We start from the raw sequence: 19,404 nt of genomic DNA, 5'->3' as shown, positions 1-19,404 counted from the left end.
CCTCAATGGGGACCGCGCCCATCCGGCCGCCCCGCCCGGTGCCGGGCGGGGCGGTTCGCGCTCAGCTGTCCTTGATCTCGCAGAGGACGGTGCCCGCCGAGACGGTCTGCCCGACCTCGGCGGCGAGGCCGGTCAGCGTCCCGGCCTTGTGCGCGGTGAGCGGCTGCTCCATCTTCATCGCCTCCAGGACGACGATGGTGTCGCCGGCCTCCACCGCCGCGCCGTCCGCGACGAGGATCTTGACGATGGTGCCCTGCATCGGGCTGACCAGCGAGTCACCGGACGCCTGCGCGGCGCCGCCCGTCTTGCCGCCGCGCCGCCTGGCGGGCTGGGCCTTCCCGGCGGCGGACGCGGCCCCGCCGCCGAACCCGGCGGGCAGGACGACCTCGATGCGCCGGCCGCCGACCTCGACGGTGACGCGCTCCCGCTCGCCCTCCTCCGTCTCGTCCCCGGCCGGGGCCGTCTCATACGGCGGGATCCGGTTGTCGAACTCGGTCTCGATCCACCGGGTGTGGACGCTGAACGGGGTCTCGTCGTCCGCCGGGACGAACGCCGGGTCCTCCAGCACCGCCCGGTGGAACGGCAGCACGGTCGGCATCCCCTCGATCACGAACTCGGCCAGCGCGCGCCGGGACCGCTCGACGGCCTGCCGCCGCGTCGCGCCCGTCACGATCAGCTTGGCGATCAGCGAGTCGAACGCCTGCGGGACGCTCTGCCCGGCGCCGTACCCCGCGTCCAGCCGGACGCCCGGTCCGGTCGGCGGCTCCCACGCGGTCAGCGTCCCCACGGCGGGCAGGAACCCGCGGCCGGCGTCCTCGGCGTTCAGCCGGAACTCGATCGAGTGGCCGCGCAGCGCGGGGTCGCCGTAACCGATCTCCTCGCCGTCCGCGATGCGGAACATCTCCCGGACGAGGTCCACCCCGGCGACCTCCTCGGTGACCGGGTGCTCGACCTGGAGACGGGTGTTGACCTCAAGGAAGGAGATCGTGCCGTCCTGCCCGACGAGGAACTCGCACGTCCCCGCGCCGACGTACCCGGCCTCCTTGAGGATGGCCTTGGAAGAGCTGTAGAGCAGTTCGACCTGCTCGCCGGTCAGGTACGGGGCCGGGGCCTCCTCGACGAGCTTCTGGTGCCGGCGCTGCAGTGAGCAGTCGCGGGTGGAGACGACGACCACGTTGCCGTGCTTGTCGGCCAGGCACTGGGTCTCCACGTGCCGGGGCCTGTCGAGATACCGCTCGACGAAGCACTCCCCGCGCCCGAACGCGCCCACGGCCTCGCGGACGGCGGACTCGTACAGCTCGGGGACCTCCTCCAGCGTCCGGGCGACCTTCAGGCCGCGTCCGCCGCCGCCGTACGCCGCCTTGATCGCGATGGGCAGGCCGTGCTCCTCGGCGAACGCGACGACCTCGTCCGCGCCCGACACCGGGTCCTTGGTGCCGGCCACCAGCGGCGCGCCGACCCGCTGCGCGATGTGCCGGGCCTGCACCTTGTCGCCCAGCGCGATGATCGCGGCGGGCGGCGGACCGATCCAGGTCAGCCCGGCGTTCTCGACGGCGGTGGCGAAGTCGGCGTTCTCGGCCAGGAACCCGTAGCCGGGGTGGACGGCGTCCGCGCCCGCCTCCGCCGCGATCTTCAGCAGCTTCTCGATGTTCAGATAGCTTTCGGCGGCGGTCTGCCCACCCAGGGCGAACGCCTCGTCGGCGACCCGAACGTGCAGCGCCTCCAGATCCGGTTCGGCGTACACCGCCACACTTGCCAACCCCGCATCGCGGCAGGCACGGGCTATACGGACCGCGATCTCACCGCGGTTGGCGATCAGGACCTTGCGCACGTGGGTCTCCTCCCTGAACCTCGCAGGCAGTCTAGATAACCGCCGTTCCAGCATTTCGTAAGCCCCTCCTTATAGGGGGTCCAGGTCCCAGATATCGGGAGGATTCGCGGGATAACGGTCTGGTGACCGCCGGAGCCCCGCCGGCCCCTCCTCCGTCTCATCGTGAAACCCGGGCGCCGAGTGGCACGGGTACGAGAGGAGTGGTCGTGGCCAACAAGGAGTCGTCCGCCGGGAAGAACCGGTCCGCGGGCAAGAGCCCGCTCACGGCGCTGAGCAGGCCGCGCAGGCGCACCGCGATCGTCACCGCCGTGCTGCTCGTCGTCGTTGGCTGGCCGGTGCTCAGCGCCCTGTTCGGCGGCTTCGAGCGGACCAGCGGCGGCGAGATCGCCGTCGTCCGCAACGGCGGGTTCTTCGACAACAACAGGATCCGGCAGGTCATCGACCCCGGCTCCGGGCGCGTCTGGATCGGCCTGTACTCGCAGGTCCACAAGTACCCCGCCCAGCAGCGCTTCTACACGATCACCTCGGACGCGAACAAGGGCGACGAGACCGGCGTCGACGTCGTCACCGTGCCCAGCTCGGACGGCGTCAACATGGGCATCGAGGGCACGCTGTACTTCACCCTCAACCTGGACCACAAGACGATCAAGGACTTCGACGACAAGTACGGGACGCGCAAGTTCCGCAGCGCCGGCGGCGAGATGTACAGCGTCTACGACGGCGACAAGGGCTGGTCCGCGTTCCTCGACCAGATCGTCCGGCCGGTGATCGACAACGACCTGCGCAGCCAGATCAACAGCTTCCGGTGCGCCGAGCTCGTCTCGTCCTGCGCCCTGGTGCAGAACTCCAGCGCGCAGCCGAGGAACGCCCAGCCGGCGGGGCAGCAGGCGCAGAGCAACAACGCCAACATCGCCAAGGTGCAGAACGCGATCAACACCAGCCTGGCCGCCGACCTGGAGCAGACGCTCGGCGGCAAGTTCGTCACCAACATCCACTTCAACCTCGTCCGGATCACTCTGCCGTCCAAGGTGCAGGACGCCGTGGACCGCGCGCAGGCCGCGTTCGCCCAGGTCAGCGAGGCACAGGCGAAGGTCGCCACGGCCAAGGCGGAGGCCGCGGCCAACAAGGCCCGCCAGGACGGCTACAACAAGTGCCCGACCTGCGCGAGGATCGAGGAACTGAAGGCGCTCCCGCAGGGCATCACCGTCTACGCGCCCGGCAACCCGAACGGCTCGCTCATGCGGGGCAGGTGACGGGGAGGCGTCATGCGGTTCCTGATCGTCCTGGTGGCGCTGGCGGTGGCCGCCGTGGTGGTCGTCCTGCTGATGTACGCGTTCGCGGACCGGTCGGCGTCCGCCGGGGCCGCGCTGGAGCGGGGTGCCCGCTGGGAGACCCACACCGAGTCGTCCGGCGGCGTCACCGCGGTCGTCGTCCGTCGGGTCTCCCGCAACGGCGCCGGGGACCTGCTCGCCGAGAGCGGGCGGCAGACGGTCGCGGAGATCCCGGACGGCGACCCGGCATGGGAGGAGCGCTATCACGAGGCGATGGCGCAGGCCCGGTCCCGCGTCGCCGCGCTGGAGATCGAAGCGGACTGACCCGCGACTCCCCGGAAGGCCCGCGCCCTTCTCCACCGGGGCGCGGGCCTTCGCGCGGAAGCGGGCCGTCCCCGCCGCGCCGGCCGGTGTAATCTCGGCACGAATCTGCTCGCCCCCGACCAGCGGGAGACGCCGATGGTTCGCCCGTGGCCCCGGGTCGGCCTGGCGGTCGCTCTGGCAGCCTGCCTGCTGACACCCTCGTCGGCCGTCCGCCGGGGGAGCCCTGCCGTCGACGACTACGTCACCCGGCAACTCACCGTCGCCGCGAACACCCTCCTGGAACGCCGCTCCCAGGCGCTCGTGCCCAAACGGGACCGGGACCGCCGCGCCATGCCGGCCGAGGTCCTCGGAGTGCGGATCTCCCCGCGGCTGATGCGCTCGCAGGAACGGGCCGTCCGCGAACTGGAGACCCATAACCGCGCACCCGTCGAGGGAGGCCCCGCCTACACCGGCGCCCGCACCCGCCTCGACCCGAGCCGTGCCGTCCGGACGGGGGACCGCATCACACTGGAGGCGGTCGAGCACACCGAGGTCCGCTACGGCGGAGGCAAGGTCACCCAGGCGGTGCGGCGCCGGTTCGAGTTCCAGACGCGCGGCGAGCAGATCACCCTGGTCGCCGAACGCGTCCTGGACCCGGATGCGCACCCGGTGAACGACCCGGCCCCCGCCGACCGCTGACCGCGCTTTCGGCCCGGAATCGCGCTGAAATTCCCTTGACGAGCAGTAAGTATGCTCGTCACAACTCCGATCTGGCCACATCCGGACATCCCGAGATGGCGGGAATATGGCCGTTCAGGACCGTGATCGGCGTTGTCCGGCTGGATTCACGTGATCGATGGGGCGTAAGCTGACGCCATTCTTTCCGCATCACGGTGAAACGTTCGGCGAGCAGCGACGAAAGGGCCGGAGCGATGGGCGACAAGCGCGGCGCCAACCTGGGCGAACTCGAAGAACTGTCCCGCATCTTCAGCAAGCACTCCCGCAACCTCGACGCCCTGATCAAGGACCTGAACGGCCGCACCGTGAGCAGCAGCGCAGCCTGGTGGGGCCCCGGCGCCGACCGCTTCCGCGCCGCCTGGGCCGAGGCCAAGACCGCCTTCGACAAGATGGCCCTCGCGCTGGAGCAGGGCAGCCAGGACATTCGCAAGTCCCAGCAGAACATCGAGGCCGCCACTCGCTGACCCCCGAGCCGCGGGTCCCGGCCCATCCCCCCGAGGCCGGGACCCGCATCACCTCCCCGGCGTCCCCCGCAGCCGGGCCATGCCCGATGCCAGAGGGACGTACGTGAGCAAGCCCGAGTCGCTGCAACTGCAATTTCTCCTTGGCCGCATTCAGGTGCTGTCCGATCAGCACTGGCACCTGTTCACCTCGGCCCGCCAGGCGATGGACGACCACGCCTGGGTCGGCGGCGGAGCGGCCCGGAGCTTCGCGCACAAGCTCGACCAGAACGACGCCGCCCTGCACGCCGAACTGCGCAAAGCCCTGCAACTCGTCCGGGACGAACTGAACCGGCGGTGACATGGGCGACGCATGGCTTGACCCGGGCACCTGCGGCGTGAAGCTCGCCGAGTTCGAGCACATGACCCAGCAGATGACGCAGGCGGCCCCGAAACTCGCCGAACTCGCCGACCAGCTGTGGCAGGCGCTCAACGCCGCCAAGGTCAGCACGGCGCCCGCGATGGAGATCAAACGCATCGCCGCCTGGGCCGACCGGGCCGCCTCCGACCTGCGCCGCCGCAACCAGCTCGCCCACGACCTCGACCGGCAGAAACTCGCCATGGTCGTCTGCCGTCAGGACGGCACCTACCTGAAGCTCCCCGACCGCTACACCGACCAGGTCGGCTACGCCGCCGGCCGCCGCAGCGCCGACCTGTTCCGCCGCGCCGCGTCCGGCGACCCCGCCGCCAGGGCCGCCCTGCGCCGCCTCCACCCGCAGGACATCACCCCGATGTTCGCCAAGGGCCTCCTGGAGGCCCTCGGCCCCGAGGCCCTCCTCAAGCTCCCGATGGACCTGACCGCCCCGCTCGCCGCCGACGTCCGGCAGCCCCGCGACGGCCTCGACGCCCACGCCGCCGAAACCCGCGCGGCCTTAGCCCTGCTGGGCCGCAGCCTAGCCCTCGCAACCCGCCCCGACACGCGGGCCTACCTGGGCGACGACTACCTGCGCGCCCTCACCGCGGCCGGCCGCGAGAACTTCCCGCCCCTCAGCACCCCGCCGAACGGCACGTCCGGCTACCAGTCCCTCTCCACCCTCCTGACCGCCGCCGGCGACACCCGCTTCTCCGCCCACTTCATCGAGGTCGTCGGCAGCGACATGATCGCCTACGACAGCCGCCTGCGGAAAACCCTCGGCCAGGAACCGCTCCCCACCCTCACCGGCAAGGCCGGCCTGGGCAATGCCTTGGACCCCACCACGACCAAGGTCGTCCCCGGCGACCGCAAGACGGACTTCCTGGCACCCCTCCTCACCGCCGCCGCCCTCTCCGGCAAGGAAACCTCACAGGCCCTCCTGACCCACGTCTACATGGGGCCCTTCGAGAAGGGCACCGAACCCGCCTTCAGAGGCTCGACCCTCCAGTACCTTCTCCACGACCGCCGCCCCGTCTGGGGCGCCACAGACCACGGCGCCGCCCTGGGCGGGACGATCCAGTCCGCCGCCACCGCCCAGGACCCCGAATCCACCCGCCTCGCCTTCGCGGTGGCCAAGATCCTCGCCGCCGACACCCGCAAGAACTTCGAAGTCAAGGATGGCAAGCTCCGGATCCGGGAGAGGGGGCCGTTCGACTCCCTGAGACACGGCCAGGTGAGCGACGCCATCTCCCGTCCCAAGCACTACGACGAACTGTCGGGCCTGCGTCCCGCCATGGCCACGGTCCTCGTCGCCCACCTTGAGAAACTGCACGACATCGTCCGGCTCGACGGCTACACCGACAAACCCGGATCCACGGGAATGACCGGCGAGGACCTGGACTATCTCCTCGTGGACGTGACCCGGGACGCCGGCGCCTACGAACACCTCCTCCTGGGCCAGATCGCCCACTCCAAGCTCGTCATCGACCGGGCGATCGTCAAGAACGCCGATCTGTCGAACGCCATCGCGGGCGAGGGCTGGATGTTCGGCCATCTCCTGGAAGCCCGTCACCAGTCGGTCGGGGCCGAAGAAGGCCGGCTCGCCGAAGACCTCGACCGCATGCGCAAATACGTCGGGGCCGGCCTCGGACTCGTCCCGATCGGCACGACACTGGTCGCGGAGCACGTCCCGGCGGTGGGGAAACCCTACGAGGCCACGATGCTGCAGCTCACCGGAAAACTGACCGACGTCATAGCGAAGAGGCTGGCCGACAAGCCCGACCAGAAGATCTTGGCCCCCACGACCGAAACAGAGGGTGTTGAACGCTTGTTCAGTCAGATGGTCGTGTCCTCGATGGCGAGCCACGGTCGTCTCGATGGTCCGGGCCTGGCGGGGAAATCGTTCGCCACGAAAGGGCCGGACCCCAAGATTCGTCCTATCGAATCGCTGAGCGACGTGGAGCTGGAAAAATTTCTGCACTGGGCCGGTAACAGGCTGAATCTAGGTGACATCAGCGATGATGTGCAGAAATCGATGCGGAACGGGCGAGAGAAGACGGCCGGGCATTACAAGAGCTCGGATGGCAAAAGTGTGACTCCGAGCAGTCAGCGGTGACTTCGGTGCGAAGGGTTCTGGGGCTTCTCTCGGCGATCATGGTGATCTTCGCTGCCGGGTGCGATGGCGGGGGTCCGCGGGGGGCGGATTCATCCCTTGACGTGCGGCCTGTGGCGGATAGTGCCCCCTACCTTTGTGACCTGGTGCCCGAGTCCGCTTTCCGGCGAGCCACGGGAGTGACCTCCCCGCTGAAGAGCGACTGGGATGGACCGCAGACGGATAACGGGCTCTGCCTGGCGTCGCCTCCGAAAGGGCCGTTTTCGTTGGGGGTCGAGTGGTCGTACAACGAGGGGGGAGAGATTCTGCGGACGCAGCGGGAGAACTGGGCGCACGAATCACCTCATCAACTTCCGTCCGAGCTGGGGCGGGGGCTGGCCGGGTATCGGCCGGCCGGTGGACTCGACGGGCTCCCCAACTTCGTGATCGCGTTGTTCCGGTGTGGGAAGAAGAAGCCGTGGATCAGTATTGATTTTGTACCGGTGGTGCGGGGACGGGATGCGGTTCAGGACATGTTCGACTTCATGCGGATCGCGGAGAAGCGGTTCGGGGAGCTTCACAAGTGCACGCCGAGGCCGTCATGAGCAGGGGGCCCGCACTCGGTGTTGCCGAGTTCGAGCGGCGGATTCGTTGTGCGGTGTGGGGGACGGCCGTCACGATGGCGTTGACGGGGTGGACGATGGCGCCGTGGACTGACGTGCGCGGCACCACCTATGTTCTCTGGGAGTTGGCCTTGGCGCCGGAGGTGGACGGGCCGGGCAGGTGGCTGCCCTTGCTGATGATGGTCACTTTGCTGCTGGGGGTGGCGGCGAGTGCCGCGGCGACTCGTGTGATCTCGTGTGTGACATGGTTGGTCGGATGCGTCACCGTCATCTCGACCTTCGCGTTCTCCTTTGATCCGGGTGAGAAGTACGAGATCGAATACGGTGCCGACTATGCGGTGACCATCGCGGTTGCGTTCGTTGTGGTGTTCTTCTGCGTGTGGCGGTCGGCCAAGCACAGGCCGTCGCCGGAGAAGGTCGCGAAGTGGATGGATCCCTCGTTCGGGACGGTCGACAGGCGGTATTCCCGGGGTTGATCAGTCGCTGCCGGCCGGGGGCGGGAGGGCCACCTGGATCTGGGTGGTGACGCCGGTCGCAACGAAGAGGCCGCGGCCGGTGGGGCCGCCGAGCGGGGCGTTGCGGGGGAGGCGGAGGCCGAAGAGGTCGCCGTCGTCGGGGGAGTCGACGGACAGCAGGACGCCGGAGCGGGAGCGGCGGGTGTCGGAGAGGAAACCGCGGTAGCCGCGGCCCAGGTCGTCGGTGGTGCCGCCGATGACGACGGCGTGCTCGCCGTCGCGGGCGGTGCGCAGGACGTCGCGGAGGGCGTCGTCCAGGTCGGTTTCGTCGAGGAGTTCCGCGTCGTCCACGACGACGACGTAGCGGTGTTCGTCGCCGATGGCGTCGGCGAGGTCGTCGGGATCGGAGTCGGACGTCAGGAGGCCGAGGACGCCGGGGCGGCTGGACAGCAGGCGGAGCGGGGAGCGGCGGGGGGTGACCAGCACGACGGGGACGAGGCCGCCGCCGGCGGCCGGGTCGAGGAGGGAGTGGACGATCGTGCGGAGGGTGGTGGAGCGGCCGGAGCGGGGCGGGCCGGCGACGGCGAAGCCGGGGCCCTCGTTGAGCAGGTCGACGCCGACCGGGGTGAGGGTGTCGCCGCCCACGCCCACCAGCGCCCAGAGCGGGGACGGGGCGAGGAACTCGGGGTCGAGCGACATGGCCTCGCGGTAGGTGATGCGGACGGGGAGTTCGTCCACGTGCAGGGGACGCTGGCGGCGGGGCAGGCGGCCGTAGCGGGACACGCAGGTCCGGGCGATCTCCTGGAGGGCGGCCACCTGGGACGTGCCCGACGGGTCGTCCCCCAGCAGGCCGATCTGGGATTCGCGCGGGGGCGCCCCGGGAGCGGTGGGTTCCAGGGCGCGGCCGGGCGGCATCGCGGCGGGGACCTGTTTGTCCTGGAGGCCGCCGTAGCCGTAGTCGTTCGGGTCGGCCATCCGCAGGATGAGGCGGCGGTCGAAGACGGTGGAGATCTGGCCGCCGAGACCGGAGCGGTCGCCGGTGAAGACGGCGCGCAGGCCGACGGCGGCGCCCTCGCGCAGCAGCCGGATGGTCTGGTCGACGAGGCGCCCGTAGTCGTAGTGCTCGAACGCGCCGAGGAAGCCCTCCCAGCGGTCGAGGAGCAGGACCATCCAGGGGAGCCGGTCGGTGGCGGCGACGGCGGCGCGCTGTTCGGCGAGGGAGGCGAACCCGGCCTCGGCGAGGAGCTGCTGGCGGCGGGCGACCTCGGCGGTCAGCGCGGTGAGGAGCCGTTCGCAGCGGTCGAGCTGGTCGCGGGGGACGACGGCGCCGCAGTGCGGCAGGGAGACCAGCGGCAGCAGCGCGTTCGCGCCGCAGTCGATCGCGTACAGGTGGACGTCGTAGGGGGAGCAGGACGCGGCCAGGGAACCGGCGATGGTGCGCAGCGCGGTCGAGCGGCCCGACTGGGCGGACCCGGCGAGGTACAGGTGGCCGCCGGAGGCGAGGTTGAGGGCCAGTTCCTCGCGGGACTGGACGGCGGGGAGGTCGGTGATGCCGAACGGGATCGGCGGGACGTCCACGACGGAGCCGCCGGCGGCGGTGCGGGGCGTCAGCCTGACCTGATCGGGCAGCGGGTTCAGCCAGGGGGACGGCAGGCGGGCGATGCCGGCGCGGCGGGCGGCCTCGTCGATCGCCTGGACGAGGACGCCGAGATCGGTCGCCGTCGAGGCGTCGTCGGCGGCCTCGCGCGGGGCGGGCAGCGGGTGGCCGAGGCCCTGCCAGGGGAGCGGCAGGACGGTCGCGCCCCGGGCGACCGCGCCGGGGCGGCGTCCGCCGATCCGTGCGGACTGGACGGGATGCGGCGATGACACGCCCGAGCGGATGTAGCAGCGTCCCGGTGTCGACTTGGAGATCTGCGCGGCGTCCGGCGTGTCGAGAACGTCGGTGGATTCGTCCGGGTCCGTCACGCGGAGGGCGATCCGCAGGTTGGTGTTGGCGCGGATGTCGGCGGTGACGACCCCGGCGGGACGCTGCGTGGCGAGGATCAGGTGGACGCCGAGTGACCGCCCCCGGCGTCCGATGTCGACCAGCCCGGTGACGAAGTCGGGCAGTTCGGTCACCATCGCGGCGAACTCGTCGATGACGAGGACGAGCCGCGGCATGGCCGGCAGGCCCTGCCGGCCGGGGCGCAGGTCGTTGTAGTCGTCGATGTCCTTGGCGCCCGCTTCGAGCAGGATCTCCTCGCGGCGGCGGAGTTCGGCGGCGAGGGACTCCAGTGCGCGTTCGGTGGCGTGGCCGTCCAGGTCGGTGACCATGCCGACGGTGTGGGGGAGGCGGGCGCAGTCCTTGAACGCGGCGCCGCCCTTGTAGTCGATGAGGACGAACGTCATCTCGTCCGGGCGGTTCGCGACGGCGAGGGACGCGATGAGCGTTTGCAGGAGTTCCGACTTGCCGGCGCCCGTGGTTCCCGCGATGAGGCCGTGGGGGCCGTCAGCCCGGAGGTCGATCTCGTACGGCTGCCCTGAGCCGAGCCCTATGGGGACGCGGGTGGTGCGCCCACCGGTCCTGTGCCACGACTGAAGGATGTGCTCGGCCGTGGGCTCCGGCATGTCGAGGAGGTCGAGCAGCCGTACGTCGGTCGGGATGGCGTCTTCGGCGTCCTCACGGGAGACGTCCCGGACGGGGGCCAGCGCGCGCGCCACCCGGTCTGTCCAGGCCGCAGAAACCTGGTCGGCGAGCACGGGACCGAGCACTTCGAGCCCCTGCCCTTGAAGCCGGACCTGGGAGGGGTGCTGCGGATCCCATGCGGCGACGGCCTGGCACTCCTCCGGGAGGAGGCGCTCCTCGTCGTCCACGCAGATGGCGTACAGACCGTACTCGGCGCCTCGCGACAGAAGCATCGGCATCCCCGGCAGACGGCGCAATGCGCGCGCGCCGTCCAGCACGATCAGGATGTTGTACGGGACGGACGGCGCCCCTTCCCGGCCGAAGAACGACGATTCGGCCTGCGCGGCACGCCGCCGCTCCGTCACCTTGATGGCGAGTTCGGTGATGCGGTGCGCGGCCGACTCTGCGTCCGCCCCGACGAGGGCCACGCAGTCTTCGCCCTCGCGCGGCGCGCAGTGCGGCAGCCAGCGCACCCAGTTCCACTCGTCTCCGGCCCGCTGGTCGGCGGACAGGACGACGATGGCCAGATCGCGGGGGCTGTGCAGGACGGCGGCCTGCGCGACCATCCACCGGGCCAGCGCGCGCGACGCGTGGCGCGGGCCGGTCAGCCCGACGACGCCCAGGTCGGCGAGCGGCAGCGCCACCGGAACCCGCCGCGCCGCCGGGATCGGGATGTCGTGTCCCGGGTGCGGCGGCGCGTCTCCGCCTCGCCCGTGTCCCGCGGCGTCGCCGGTCAGCTTGATCCGGGCGGGCAGATCGGCGAGCCCGACCCGCAGGTGGAGGACGTCGGGGTCGGTGCCCCGGCGCTCCCACAGCCGCCGCCGCGGCCCGGTCGCGGTGAGCAGCACCTCGGCGGGATCGGGGTGCAGGGCGCGCCGTTCGGCCTCGTCCTCGCGCCGCAGCCGCTCCAGCTCGCCGTCGAACTCGCCGGACCTGCGGTGGTAGTCCTTCAGCGCCCGCTTGTACGACTTGCGGCCGTGCAGCCGGTCGCCGATCCACTCGCCGACCGTCATCACCGGCCAGGCGAGCGCGAACAGCGCCCACCACCACTGCCCGAGACCGAACGCCATGGCCAGGCCGAACGCCGAGAACAGCAGCGCGCCGAACAGCCGGAGCCGCTCGCGCGGGTTGCGTTCGGGACGTTTCGGGACCTCCAGCGTCCGCACCCGGTGCGCCGGATGCAGCCGAGGGGGACGGTTGAACGCCAGCCCGCCCTCCGGCAGCGGCTCCAGATGCGTGTCGGGCGCGGTGCTCGGCGCGAGTGCCAGCACGCTGTCGCCCACCGTCAGCAGCGCGCCCGCCGGCCATGCCGTCTTCGCGCCCAGCGGTGTTCCGTCCAGCGCGGCGGAACCCCGCATCGTCAGCGCGGACGCCTCGACCTGGACGGTGTCGCGCCCGACGGTGAGCCGCAGCGACCGTGCCGGGACGGACGGGTCGTCGAGCGTCACGTCCACGTCCCGCCCGGACCCGATCGTGCTGGTCCCGAGGCCGAGCCGGTGCACCGACCCGGCGGCCGGGCCGCCGACGGCCCGGACCTCGACGAGCCCCGTCGGCTCGGTGAGGACGGTGGCGGCGGCGCCGCGCCGCTCGACCGCCACGACGGCGCCGTCGCGCAGTTCCTTGACGGCGAGGGCCTGCGGGTCGAGCATCCGGCCGTCCATCCAGAGGGCCTTGCGGGAGCCGTCCTTGGCGAGCAGGGCGGCCTTGGAGAAGCGGGGGGCCGATGCGGGCGGCGGGCCGTTCAGGGTGGCGGCGAGCGACTGGGCGACCCCGTCCACGGTGACCTCGGCGTCGACGTTCAGCACGACATCCCGGGGGCCGCCGCCGGTCAGCGCCGTGAACGAGATCCGCATCCGAGCCTCCGACGTCCTCCGGGCGAGCGCGTTCAGCTTAATTACCACTACCCTCCGACTTCCGCGAGGCGGCGACGATGGTCCGCAGCGCGTCGTCCAGCGGTGTCGGCGCCATCCCGAACGTGGATTCGAACGCGGAAGAGTCCAGGATGAACGGCTTGTCGAACTGGTAGCGGGTCTCCCGCAGTTCTTTCGCCATCGGCAAGAACCACCCGGCCGCGTGGACGACGGGGTACGGCACCTCGTAGAGGCGCGGCTTCGGCGCCCCGGCGATCTCGCACAGCCGCTCCGCGACCTCCAGCGCGGACACGGCCGGGCCCGTCGGGATGTGCCACGGGCGCCCCCAGGCGCGCTCGTCCGTCCCCGCGATGGCGAGCGCCTCGGCGACGTCCGGCAGGTACGTCCAGGCGTGCGGGACGGACGGGTCGCTGAGGTACGACACCCGCTTGCCCGCGAGCAGCGGCTTCACGAACCGCGTCTGGCCGATGTAGGACTGGTCGGTGCTGTGGGGCCCGTAGTAGTCGGAGCCCCGCAGCTCGGTGGCCCGGATGCGCCCCGCCTTGTGCGCGGCCAGCGCGTCCTCCCACATCTTCGCCCGCACCCGTCCCTTGGTGCCGGTCGCGGCGAGCGGCAGGTCCTCGGTCATCGGCCCGTCCACCGGCCCGTACCCGTAGAGGTTGCCCAGCATCACCAGGACGGTGCCCGTCTCCTCGGCGGCGCCCAGGAAGGACGCCGCCATCGGCGGCCAGTCCTGCGCCCAGCGGTGGTACTTCGGGTTGACGCAGTTGTAGAGGGCGTCGGCGCCCTGCGCGATCCGGGTGAGCCGGGCCCGGTCGGTGACGTCGGCGGCGACCCGCTCGACGCCCTCGGGCCCGGAGCCGGAGCGCGTCACGACCACGACGTCGTGCCCCTGCCCGGCCAGCCGCTCGGCCAGGTGGCCGCCGGCCTGTCCCGCTCCGACGATCACATGCTTGCCCATGGTGTCTCTCCTTCTGCCGTCAGCGGGTCTCGATGTGGGATTTCAGGGCGGCGAGCCGGATCTGGTGGGCGGCGCGCAGCCGCCGCTCCCCGAACAGGATGCGCACGAGCGGGCCGTCCAGCGACTCCTGCAGGGTGACGCGGGTGCGCCCCTCCTGCGGGGCCAGCGTCATGCGGTCCACGGCCCGGTAGAGGGCGAGGAAGGCGCCCGTCCAGCTCAGCTCGCGGCCGGGGTCGACCACGGCGAACCGGGAGCGCAGCGGCGTGCCGTTCTGGGCCCACCGGAACTCGCGGCCCGGTTCGACCGCTTCCAGCGCCCGCAGCCGGAAGCCGGGCGCCCAGGTCTCCCAGCCGCGCAGGTCGGCGAGGACGTCCCAGACCCGCGCGGCGGGCGCGTCGATCAGGACGCTGGACGTGCTGGTCACGGGCGCGGACTCGTCGATGCGCCCGCGCAGCGCGTACTCGTCGTGCAGGATCGCCGGGCTCGGCATGAGCGGCTCCTTCGTTTCAGTGCTCCGTTACGAGAGCAATGCTCTCTCTGGAGAGCACTGTTGTCAAGAGCAGTGCTCTCGCTTCGGTGCGATGCTCTGTTAAGCTCGCACCATGAGCGCTGGTCGTACGGCACGGGAACGGGTACGGGCGGAGTTGATCCGGGAGATCACCGAGATCGCGCGGCGGCAACTGGCCACCGAGGGCGCGGCGGGGCTGTCGCTGCGCGCGGTCGCCCGCGAGATGGGCATGGTGTCGTCGGCGATCTACCGGTACTTCCCGAGCCGCGACGACCTGCTCACCGCGCTGATCATCGACGGGTACAACGCCGTCGGGGAGGCCGTCGAGCGGGCCGACGCGAACGCACCGTCCGGCGACTTCGCCGGACGGTGGCTCGCCGTGTGCAGGGCCGTCCGCGGGTGGGCGCTGGAGCATCCGCACGAGTACGCGCTGCTCTACGGTTCGCCCGTCCCCGGCTACAAGGCGCCACAGGACACCGTCCCCGCCGCCGTACGCGACACGGTCGTCTTCACGCGGATCGTCACCGAGGCGTACCAGGCCGGTGCGCTCGACCCTGTCGGCCCGTGCCCTCCGGCGCCGCCTTCACTTGCCGAGGACTTGGCCCGCGCGCGCGCCGCGCTCCCCATGGACATCCCCGATGACGTGATTGTCCGAGCCTTCACAGCATGGGCCGGTTTGTACGGGACGGTCAGCTTCGAATTGTTCGGGCAATTCAACAACGTGATCGAGGAGAGGGCCGCCTACTTCGACCACACGATGACGCTGCTCGGCCACCTCGTCGGCCTGAAGCCGTGACCGCGCGGGGCCTCCGGACGCGTCCAGCATGTGGTCAGTGACAGAAGTGACTTGTGGTCAGTAGCCAAGTGGTCGGCGAATTCCCAGGTCAACGAGGTGCGCCCGGATACGGAACGGCTACACCTCACCGAATCCATTGACGGGACCTTGCCGCCCCCGCAAGCATGGAACGCTCGGTGACGTGGGAATCTCGCAGGACGAGGTCCGCGGGAGGGCGGGAAGGAGCGCGTGGGCAGCGCGATGAAGTCCAACCAGTCGACCATCTCCGGCGGTGGTGGGGCGGGCTCCTCCGGCGGGACGGCGGGGCTCGGCCGGTCGGGGCTCGGCACCTCCGGTGGGCAGCGGCTTCCCACCTCCCCTCGCGAACGCAAGCCCGCGCTGGCGGCGCTCGCGGTGCTGCTCATCCTCGGCGGCGCCCTCGCCAGCGCCTACCTGGTGATGGCGAGCGGCGAGCGGGTGTCGGCGATCCGCATCGCGCAGCCGGTCGCGGCCGGGCAGCAGATCCCGGCGAGCGCCCTGGAGGAGGTGCAGATCGGTGACACCGGAATCGAGTACCTCCGCTGGTCGGAGCGGGCGAAGGTGACCCGGCACGTCGCGGCCGTCCGGCTGGTGCGGGGCGCGCTGCTGACCAACTCCATGATCAGCTCGTCGGACGCCCCGGAGAGCGGGCGCGTCATCGTCGGGCTCGCGCTCAAACCCGGCCAGACGCCGTCCGGCGCCCTGGCCAGGGGGCAGCACGTCATCCTCTACGCGGTCGGCGGCGGGCAGAACGGCGGCCCGCGCGCCGGGACCGTCCTCGCCCAGGACGCCATCGTGATGAGCTCCGGCGGCGGGGACGGCGGCGGCCCGACCCGGCTGCGCTCCGACCAGACCAGCATGGACGTCGCCGTCCTCCCGGCGGACGCGGCGCAGGTGACGCAGGCGGCCTCGGCCGGGGCGGTCGCGGTCGCGCTGATCCCGGACGGGACGAAGGTGTCCGCGCCGCCCGTGAACCCGCAGCAGACCGGCGGCCGGCGGCCCGGCGGCGTCGAGCCCGTCCCCGGCGGCACCCGGGGAACGGGCGGCACGCACGGTTCGGGCGCGGGCGGTGACTGACGGTGGCCCTCATCGCGCTCGCGGCCGACAAGGGGGCGCCGGGCGTGACGACCGCGGCGGTGGCGCTCGGCGCCGTGTGGCCGCGTCCCGTGCTGGTCGCCGAGTGCGACCAGGCGGGCGGTGACCTCGTGTACCGGCTGCCCGCCGCCGCGGAGGGCGACGGGCGCGGCGGGACGCTCAACCCGTCCCGCGGGCTGCTCAGCCTCGCCGCGACGGCCCGCCGCGGCCTGCGCCCCGACCAGATCGCCGAGCACTGCCAGCGGCTCGTCGGCGGCCTCGACGTCCTCGTCGGGATCACCAACGCCGAGCAGGCGCAGGCGATGACCTGGCTGTGGGGGCCGCTCGGCCGGGCGTTCGCGGGCCTCGCCCCGGTGGACGTGATCGCCGACTGCGGACGGCTCGGCGCGGGGACGCCGCTGATCGAGCTGATGCGGGAGGCCGACCTGGTCGTCCTGCTCACCCGCGCCACCCTCGAACAGGTCGCCCACCTGCGAGAACGCGTCGCCGCACTGACCGAGGAACTGCGCGGCGGCCCGCCGGTCGGGGTGCTGGTGCTCGCCGATCCGCGCGACTTCCGCGGCTCGATCGCCGAGGTCGACCGCATCATCGCGCGGAACCGGGGCCAGGCGCCCGACCCGGCACAGGGGCCGCCGCAGCCCGGGGTGAGCGTCCTCGGCGGCCTGGCGCTCGACCCGAAGGGCGCCGAACTGCTGTCCGGGCGGTGGGGCGGCCGGCTGGACCGCTCGCTGCTCATCCGGTCGGCGCGCGAGGTCGCCGCCGACCTCACCGGGCGGCTCCCGGCGGTGCCGGACGCGCCGCGGGAACCCGCCGCGCCGGACGTCCCGCCCGCGCGGGTGCCGGCCGGCGAGGAGGGGAGGCGCTGAGATGGACCACGGGCTCGTCAAACGCCTCCGCCAGGAGGTCGGCGACCGGCTGGCGCAGCAGCGCCGGCTGGACGCGGCGAGCGGGCTGCCGCCGATGTCCGGGGAGGACGAGCGGCAGTTCGCCCGCGCGATCATCGGCCAGGTGCTGGAGGAGTTCGCCCGCGGCGAGATCACCTCCGGGCGCCGCCCGCCGAACGCCGAAGAGGAGGAGGCGCTCGCCGCCGGGGTGCACGCGGCGCTGTTCGGCGTCGGCCGGCTCCAGCCGCTGCTCGAAGACCCCGAGATCGAGAACATCGACATCAACGGCTGCGACCGCGTGTTCATCGGGTACGCCGACGGACGCGAGGAGATGGGCGAGCCGGTCGCCGAGAGCGACGAGGAGCTGGTCGAGCTGATCCAGATCCTCGCCGCCTACAGCGGGCTGTCGTCGCGTCCGTTCGACACCGCGAACCCGCAGCTCGACCTGCGCCTGCCGGACGGGTCGCGGCTGTCGGCCGTGATGGACGTGACGGTCCGCCCCGCGCTGTCGATCCGGCGCGCCCGGCTCGGCAAGGTGTTCCTCGCCGACCTGGTCGGCAACGGGACGTTCAGCCAGGAACTCGCGCGGTTCTTCCGCGCCGCCGTGCGCGCCCGCAAGAACATCATGATCGCGGGCGCGACGAACGCGGGGAAGACGACGCTGCTGCGCGCGGTCGCCAACGAGATCCCGTCGAACGAGCGGCTCATCACCGTCGAACGCGCCCTCGAACTCGGCCTGGACGCGTTCCCCGAGCTGCACCCGAACTGCGTGGCGTTCGAGCAGCGGCTGCCGAACTCCGAGGGGCAGGGCGCGATCTCGATGGCGGAGCTGGTCCGCCGGTCGCTGCGCATGAACCCGTCCCGGGTGATCGTCGGCGAGGTGCTCGGCGACGAGATCGTCACGATGCTGAACGCGATGACGCAGGGCAACGACGGGTCGCTGTCCACGATCCACGCGAACTCGTCGGTGGAGGTCTTCAACCGCGTCGCCACGTACGCGATCCAGTCGCAGGAGCGGCTGCCGGTCGAGGCGACGCACATGCTGATCGCGGGCGCGATCGACTTCGTCGTGTTCATCGAGAAGCGCAACGACTACGCCTCCGGGGGCCGGCTGCGCCGGTTCGTGTCCAGCGTCCGGGAGGTCACGGGCGTGGACGGGCGGGTGCTGTCGTCGGAGGTGTTCGCGCTCGCTCCCGGCGGGGCCGCCGTCCCGGCCGCGCCGATCGCGTGCGCCGCCGAGCTGGCCGAGCACGGCTACGACCCGTCCGCCGCAGGTGCCTGGTGAGCGGGGGAGACGGGTGATGTACGCAGCGGACGTCCTGCTCGCCGTCATCGCGGGCGCCGCGGCCGGCGGCGGGATCGCGCTGCTGGTCGTCGCGCTGCGCGGGCTGCCGGCCCGCGCGCGGCCCGCCCGGGGACGCAGCCGCGAGGACCTCGTGCGCACCCTCACCACCCGCACCGCCGTCGCCGTCATCGTCGGCGTCGCCGTCCTGGTCATGACGCGCTGGCCGATCGCCGCCGCCGGCACCGGCGCGCTCGTCCTCGCCTGGAACGGCCTGGCGGGCGGCGCCGCCGAGGAACGCCGGGGCATGGCGCGGCTGGAGGGCCTCGCCGGCTGGACCGAGTCGCTGCGCGACACGATCGCCGGCGCGGTCGGCCTCGAACAGGCCATCCCCGCCTCGCAGCGCGCCGCCGCGCCCGCGCTGCAGCGGCCGCTGCGCGATCTGGTCGACCGGCTGCACACCCGCGTCCCGATGCCGGAGGCGCTGCGCCGGTTCGCCGACGACCTCGACGACCCGTCCGCCGACCTGGTGGTCGCCGCGCTGATCCTGAACGCCAAGCTGCGCGGGCCCGGCCTGCGCGACATGCTGGGCGCGCTCGCGACCTCCGCCCGCGCCGAACTGGACATGCGGCGCCGCGTCGAGGCCGACCGGCGCGCCACCCGGCGCAGCGTCCGCATCGTCGTCGCCGTCTCCGTCGGGACGGCCCTCGCCCTCGCCGTGTTCAACCACTCCTACGTCGAGCCGTACGACGACTTCCTCGGGCAGCTCGTCCTTTGCGTCGTCGTCGCCCTGTACGGGGCGGCGTTCCTGTGGCTGCGGCGGCTGGCGCGGTACGAGCTGCCGGGCCGGTTCCTCAGCGAGCCCCGCAAGCCCGCCGAGCCGGGCGTCCCCGGCGAGGTGCCGAGCACGGTCGCGGGCTGGCAGGACCCCGCGGCCCGCGAGCAGGGCCCGCAGGAGCTTCCGCTGCGCGGCCGCCACACCATGGACGCCGGAGGGGGTGGCGCGTCGTGAACGCCGCGATGCTCGCCGGTGCCGCCGTCGGCCTCGGCCTGTACGTGCTGGTCCGGGCGCTGTTCCCGGCCCGTCCCGGCCTCGCCGCCCGGATGTCCGCGCTCGACGCGGCCCGCCGCCGCGACCTGGAGGAGCAGCGGCTCGGCC

The 19,404-nt window shown here is 72.2% G+C and carries 17 protein-coding genes; 13 read left to right on the top strand and 4 right to left on the bottom strand.

The genetic code is table 11. From position 1 onward, the window contains the following. Positions 1-61: 61 nt before the first annotated feature. Positions 62-1,831 (bottom strand): acetyl/propionyl/methylcrotonyl-CoA carboxylase subunit alpha, encoded by a 1,770-nt coding sequence (locus AF1_RS10005; RefSeq protein ID WP_067795570.1) that lies wholly within the window; start codon positions 1,829-1,831, stop codon positions 62-64. A 206-nt stretch (positions 1,832-2,037) separates the two neighbouring features. On the opposite strand from AF1_RS10005, the gene AF1_RS10000 reads away from it, so the two are divergent. The 8 genes from AF1_RS10000 to AF1_RS09965 all read left to right on the top strand — a co-directional run bounded on the left by AF1_RS10000 (position 2,038) and on the right by AF1_RS09965 (position 8,186). After that, complete coding sequence (locus AF1_RS10000) at positions 2,038-3,084, top strand: SPFH domain-containing protein (protein WP_242608826.1); 1,047 nt, start codon at positions 2,038-2,040, stop codon at positions 3,082-3,084. 12 nt (positions 3,085-3,096) lie between these two features. Continuing rightward, positions 3,097-3,426 (top strand): hypothetical protein, encoded by a 330-nt coding sequence (locus AF1_RS09995; RefSeq protein WP_067795567.1) that lies wholly within the window; start codon positions 3,097-3,099, stop codon positions 3,424-3,426. 135 nt (positions 3,427-3,561) lie between these two features. Continuing rightward, a complete protein-coding gene (locus AF1_RS09990; RefSeq protein ID WP_067795565.1) occupies positions 3,562-4,104 on the top strand; it encodes a hypothetical protein in 543 nt (180 codons plus the stop codon). A gap of 194 nt (positions 4,105-4,298) precedes the next feature. Beyond that, positions 4,299-4,607 carry a WXG100 family type VII secretion target gene (locus AF1_RS09985; RefSeq protein ID WP_242608825.1) on the top strand — a complete coding sequence of 103 codons (309 nt, stop codon included), beginning with the start codon at positions 4,299-4,301 and terminating at the stop codon, positions 4,605-4,607. Between the two features lie 103 nt (positions 4,608-4,710). After that, on the top strand, positions 4,711-4,944 hold the full coding sequence (locus AF1_RS09980) for a hypothetical protein (RefSeq protein WP_067795560.1): 234 nt from the start codon (positions 4,711-4,713) through the stop codon (positions 4,942-4,944). A 1-nt stretch (position 4,945) separates the two neighbouring features. Continuing rightward, the gene (locus AF1_RS09975; RefSeq protein WP_067795557.1) at positions 4,946-7,111 is read left to right on the top strand and encodes a hypothetical protein; all 2,166 of its coding nucleotides are present in this window, start codon (positions 4,946-4,948) and stop codon (positions 7,109-7,111) included. Positions 7,112-7,287: 176 nt separating this feature from the next. Then, complete coding sequence (locus tag AF1_RS09970; protein ID WP_131732646.1) at positions 7,288-7,692, top strand: hypothetical protein; 405 nt, start codon at positions 7,288-7,290, stop codon at positions 7,690-7,692. Beyond that, positions 7,671-8,186 (top strand): hypothetical protein, encoded by a 516-nt coding sequence (locus tag AF1_RS09965; RefSeq protein ID WP_067795551.1) that lies wholly within the window; start codon positions 7,671-7,673, stop codon positions 8,184-8,186. Before AF1_RS09970 ends, AF1_RS09965 begins: the two co-directional genes overlap by 22 nt. Here AF1_RS09965 and AF1_RS09960 read toward each other — a convergent pair whose 3' ends face one another. From AF1_RS09960 to AF1_RS09950, 3 genes are read right to left on the bottom strand one after another with little or no spacing between them, the layout of a single operon-like run. Beyond that, positions 8,187-12,683 (bottom strand): FtsK/SpoIIIE domain-containing protein, encoded by a 4,497-nt coding sequence (locus AF1_RS09960; RefSeq protein ID WP_067795548.1) that lies wholly within the window; start codon positions 12,681-12,683, stop codon positions 8,187-8,189. It lies immediately after the preceding gene. Between the two features lie 37 nt (positions 12,684-12,720). After that, positions 12,721-13,662, bottom strand: coding sequence for an NAD-dependent epimerase/dehydratase family protein (locus AF1_RS09955; RefSeq protein WP_067795545.1), 942 nt, complete (start codon positions 13,660-13,662; stop codon positions 12,721-12,723). A gap of 19 nt (positions 13,663-13,681) precedes the next feature. Further along, a complete protein-coding gene (locus AF1_RS09950; protein WP_067795542.1) occupies positions 13,682-14,152 on the bottom strand; it encodes an SRPBCC family protein in 471 nt (156 codons plus the stop codon). Positions 14,153-14,264: 112 nt separating this feature from the next. Here AF1_RS09950 and AF1_RS09945 point away from each other — a divergent pair, with 112 nt between their 5' ends. The 5 genes from AF1_RS09945 to AF1_RS09925 all read left to right on the top strand — a co-directional run bounded on the left by AF1_RS09945 (position 14,265) and on the right by AF1_RS09925 (position 19,257). Further along, on the top strand, positions 14,265-14,966 hold the full coding sequence (locus tag AF1_RS09945) for a TetR/AcrR family transcriptional regulator (protein ID WP_067795540.1): 702 nt from the start codon (positions 14,265-14,267) through the stop codon (positions 14,964-14,966). Positions 14,967-15,194: 228 nt separating this feature from the next. Continuing rightward, entirely contained in the window at positions 15,195-16,061 is an 867-nt protein-coding gene (locus AF1_RS09940) for a hypothetical protein (protein WP_174548836.1), read from the top strand. A 2-nt stretch (positions 16,062-16,063) separates the two neighbouring features. After that, positions 16,064-16,945 carry a hypothetical protein gene (locus AF1_RS09935; protein ID WP_067795537.1) on the top strand — a complete coding sequence of 294 codons (882 nt, stop codon included), beginning with the start codon at positions 16,064-16,066 and terminating at the stop codon, positions 16,943-16,945. Position 16,946: 1 nt separating this feature from the next. Continuing rightward, positions 16,947-18,248, top strand: a complete 1,302-nt coding sequence (locus AF1_RS09930) for a CpaF family protein (protein ID WP_067795534.1) — start codon at positions 16,947-16,949, stop codon at positions 18,246-18,248. A gap of 16 nt (positions 18,249-18,264) precedes the next feature. Beyond that, positions 18,265-19,257 (top strand): type II secretion system F family protein, encoded by a 993-nt coding sequence (locus AF1_RS09925; RefSeq protein ID WP_067795531.1) that lies wholly within the window; start codon positions 18,265-18,267, stop codon positions 19,255-19,257. The last annotated feature ends 147 nt before the right edge of the window (positions 19,258-19,404 follow it).

This window comes from Actinomadura formosensis NBRC 14204 (genome assembly GCF_001552155.1).
Lineage (GTDB): Bacteria > Actinomycetota > Actinomycetes > Streptosporangiales > Streptosporangiaceae > Spirillospora > Spirillospora formosensis.
The sequence above is the reverse complement of the archived record's forward strand: the minus strand, read 5'-3'. Positions and strand labels throughout refer to the sequence as shown.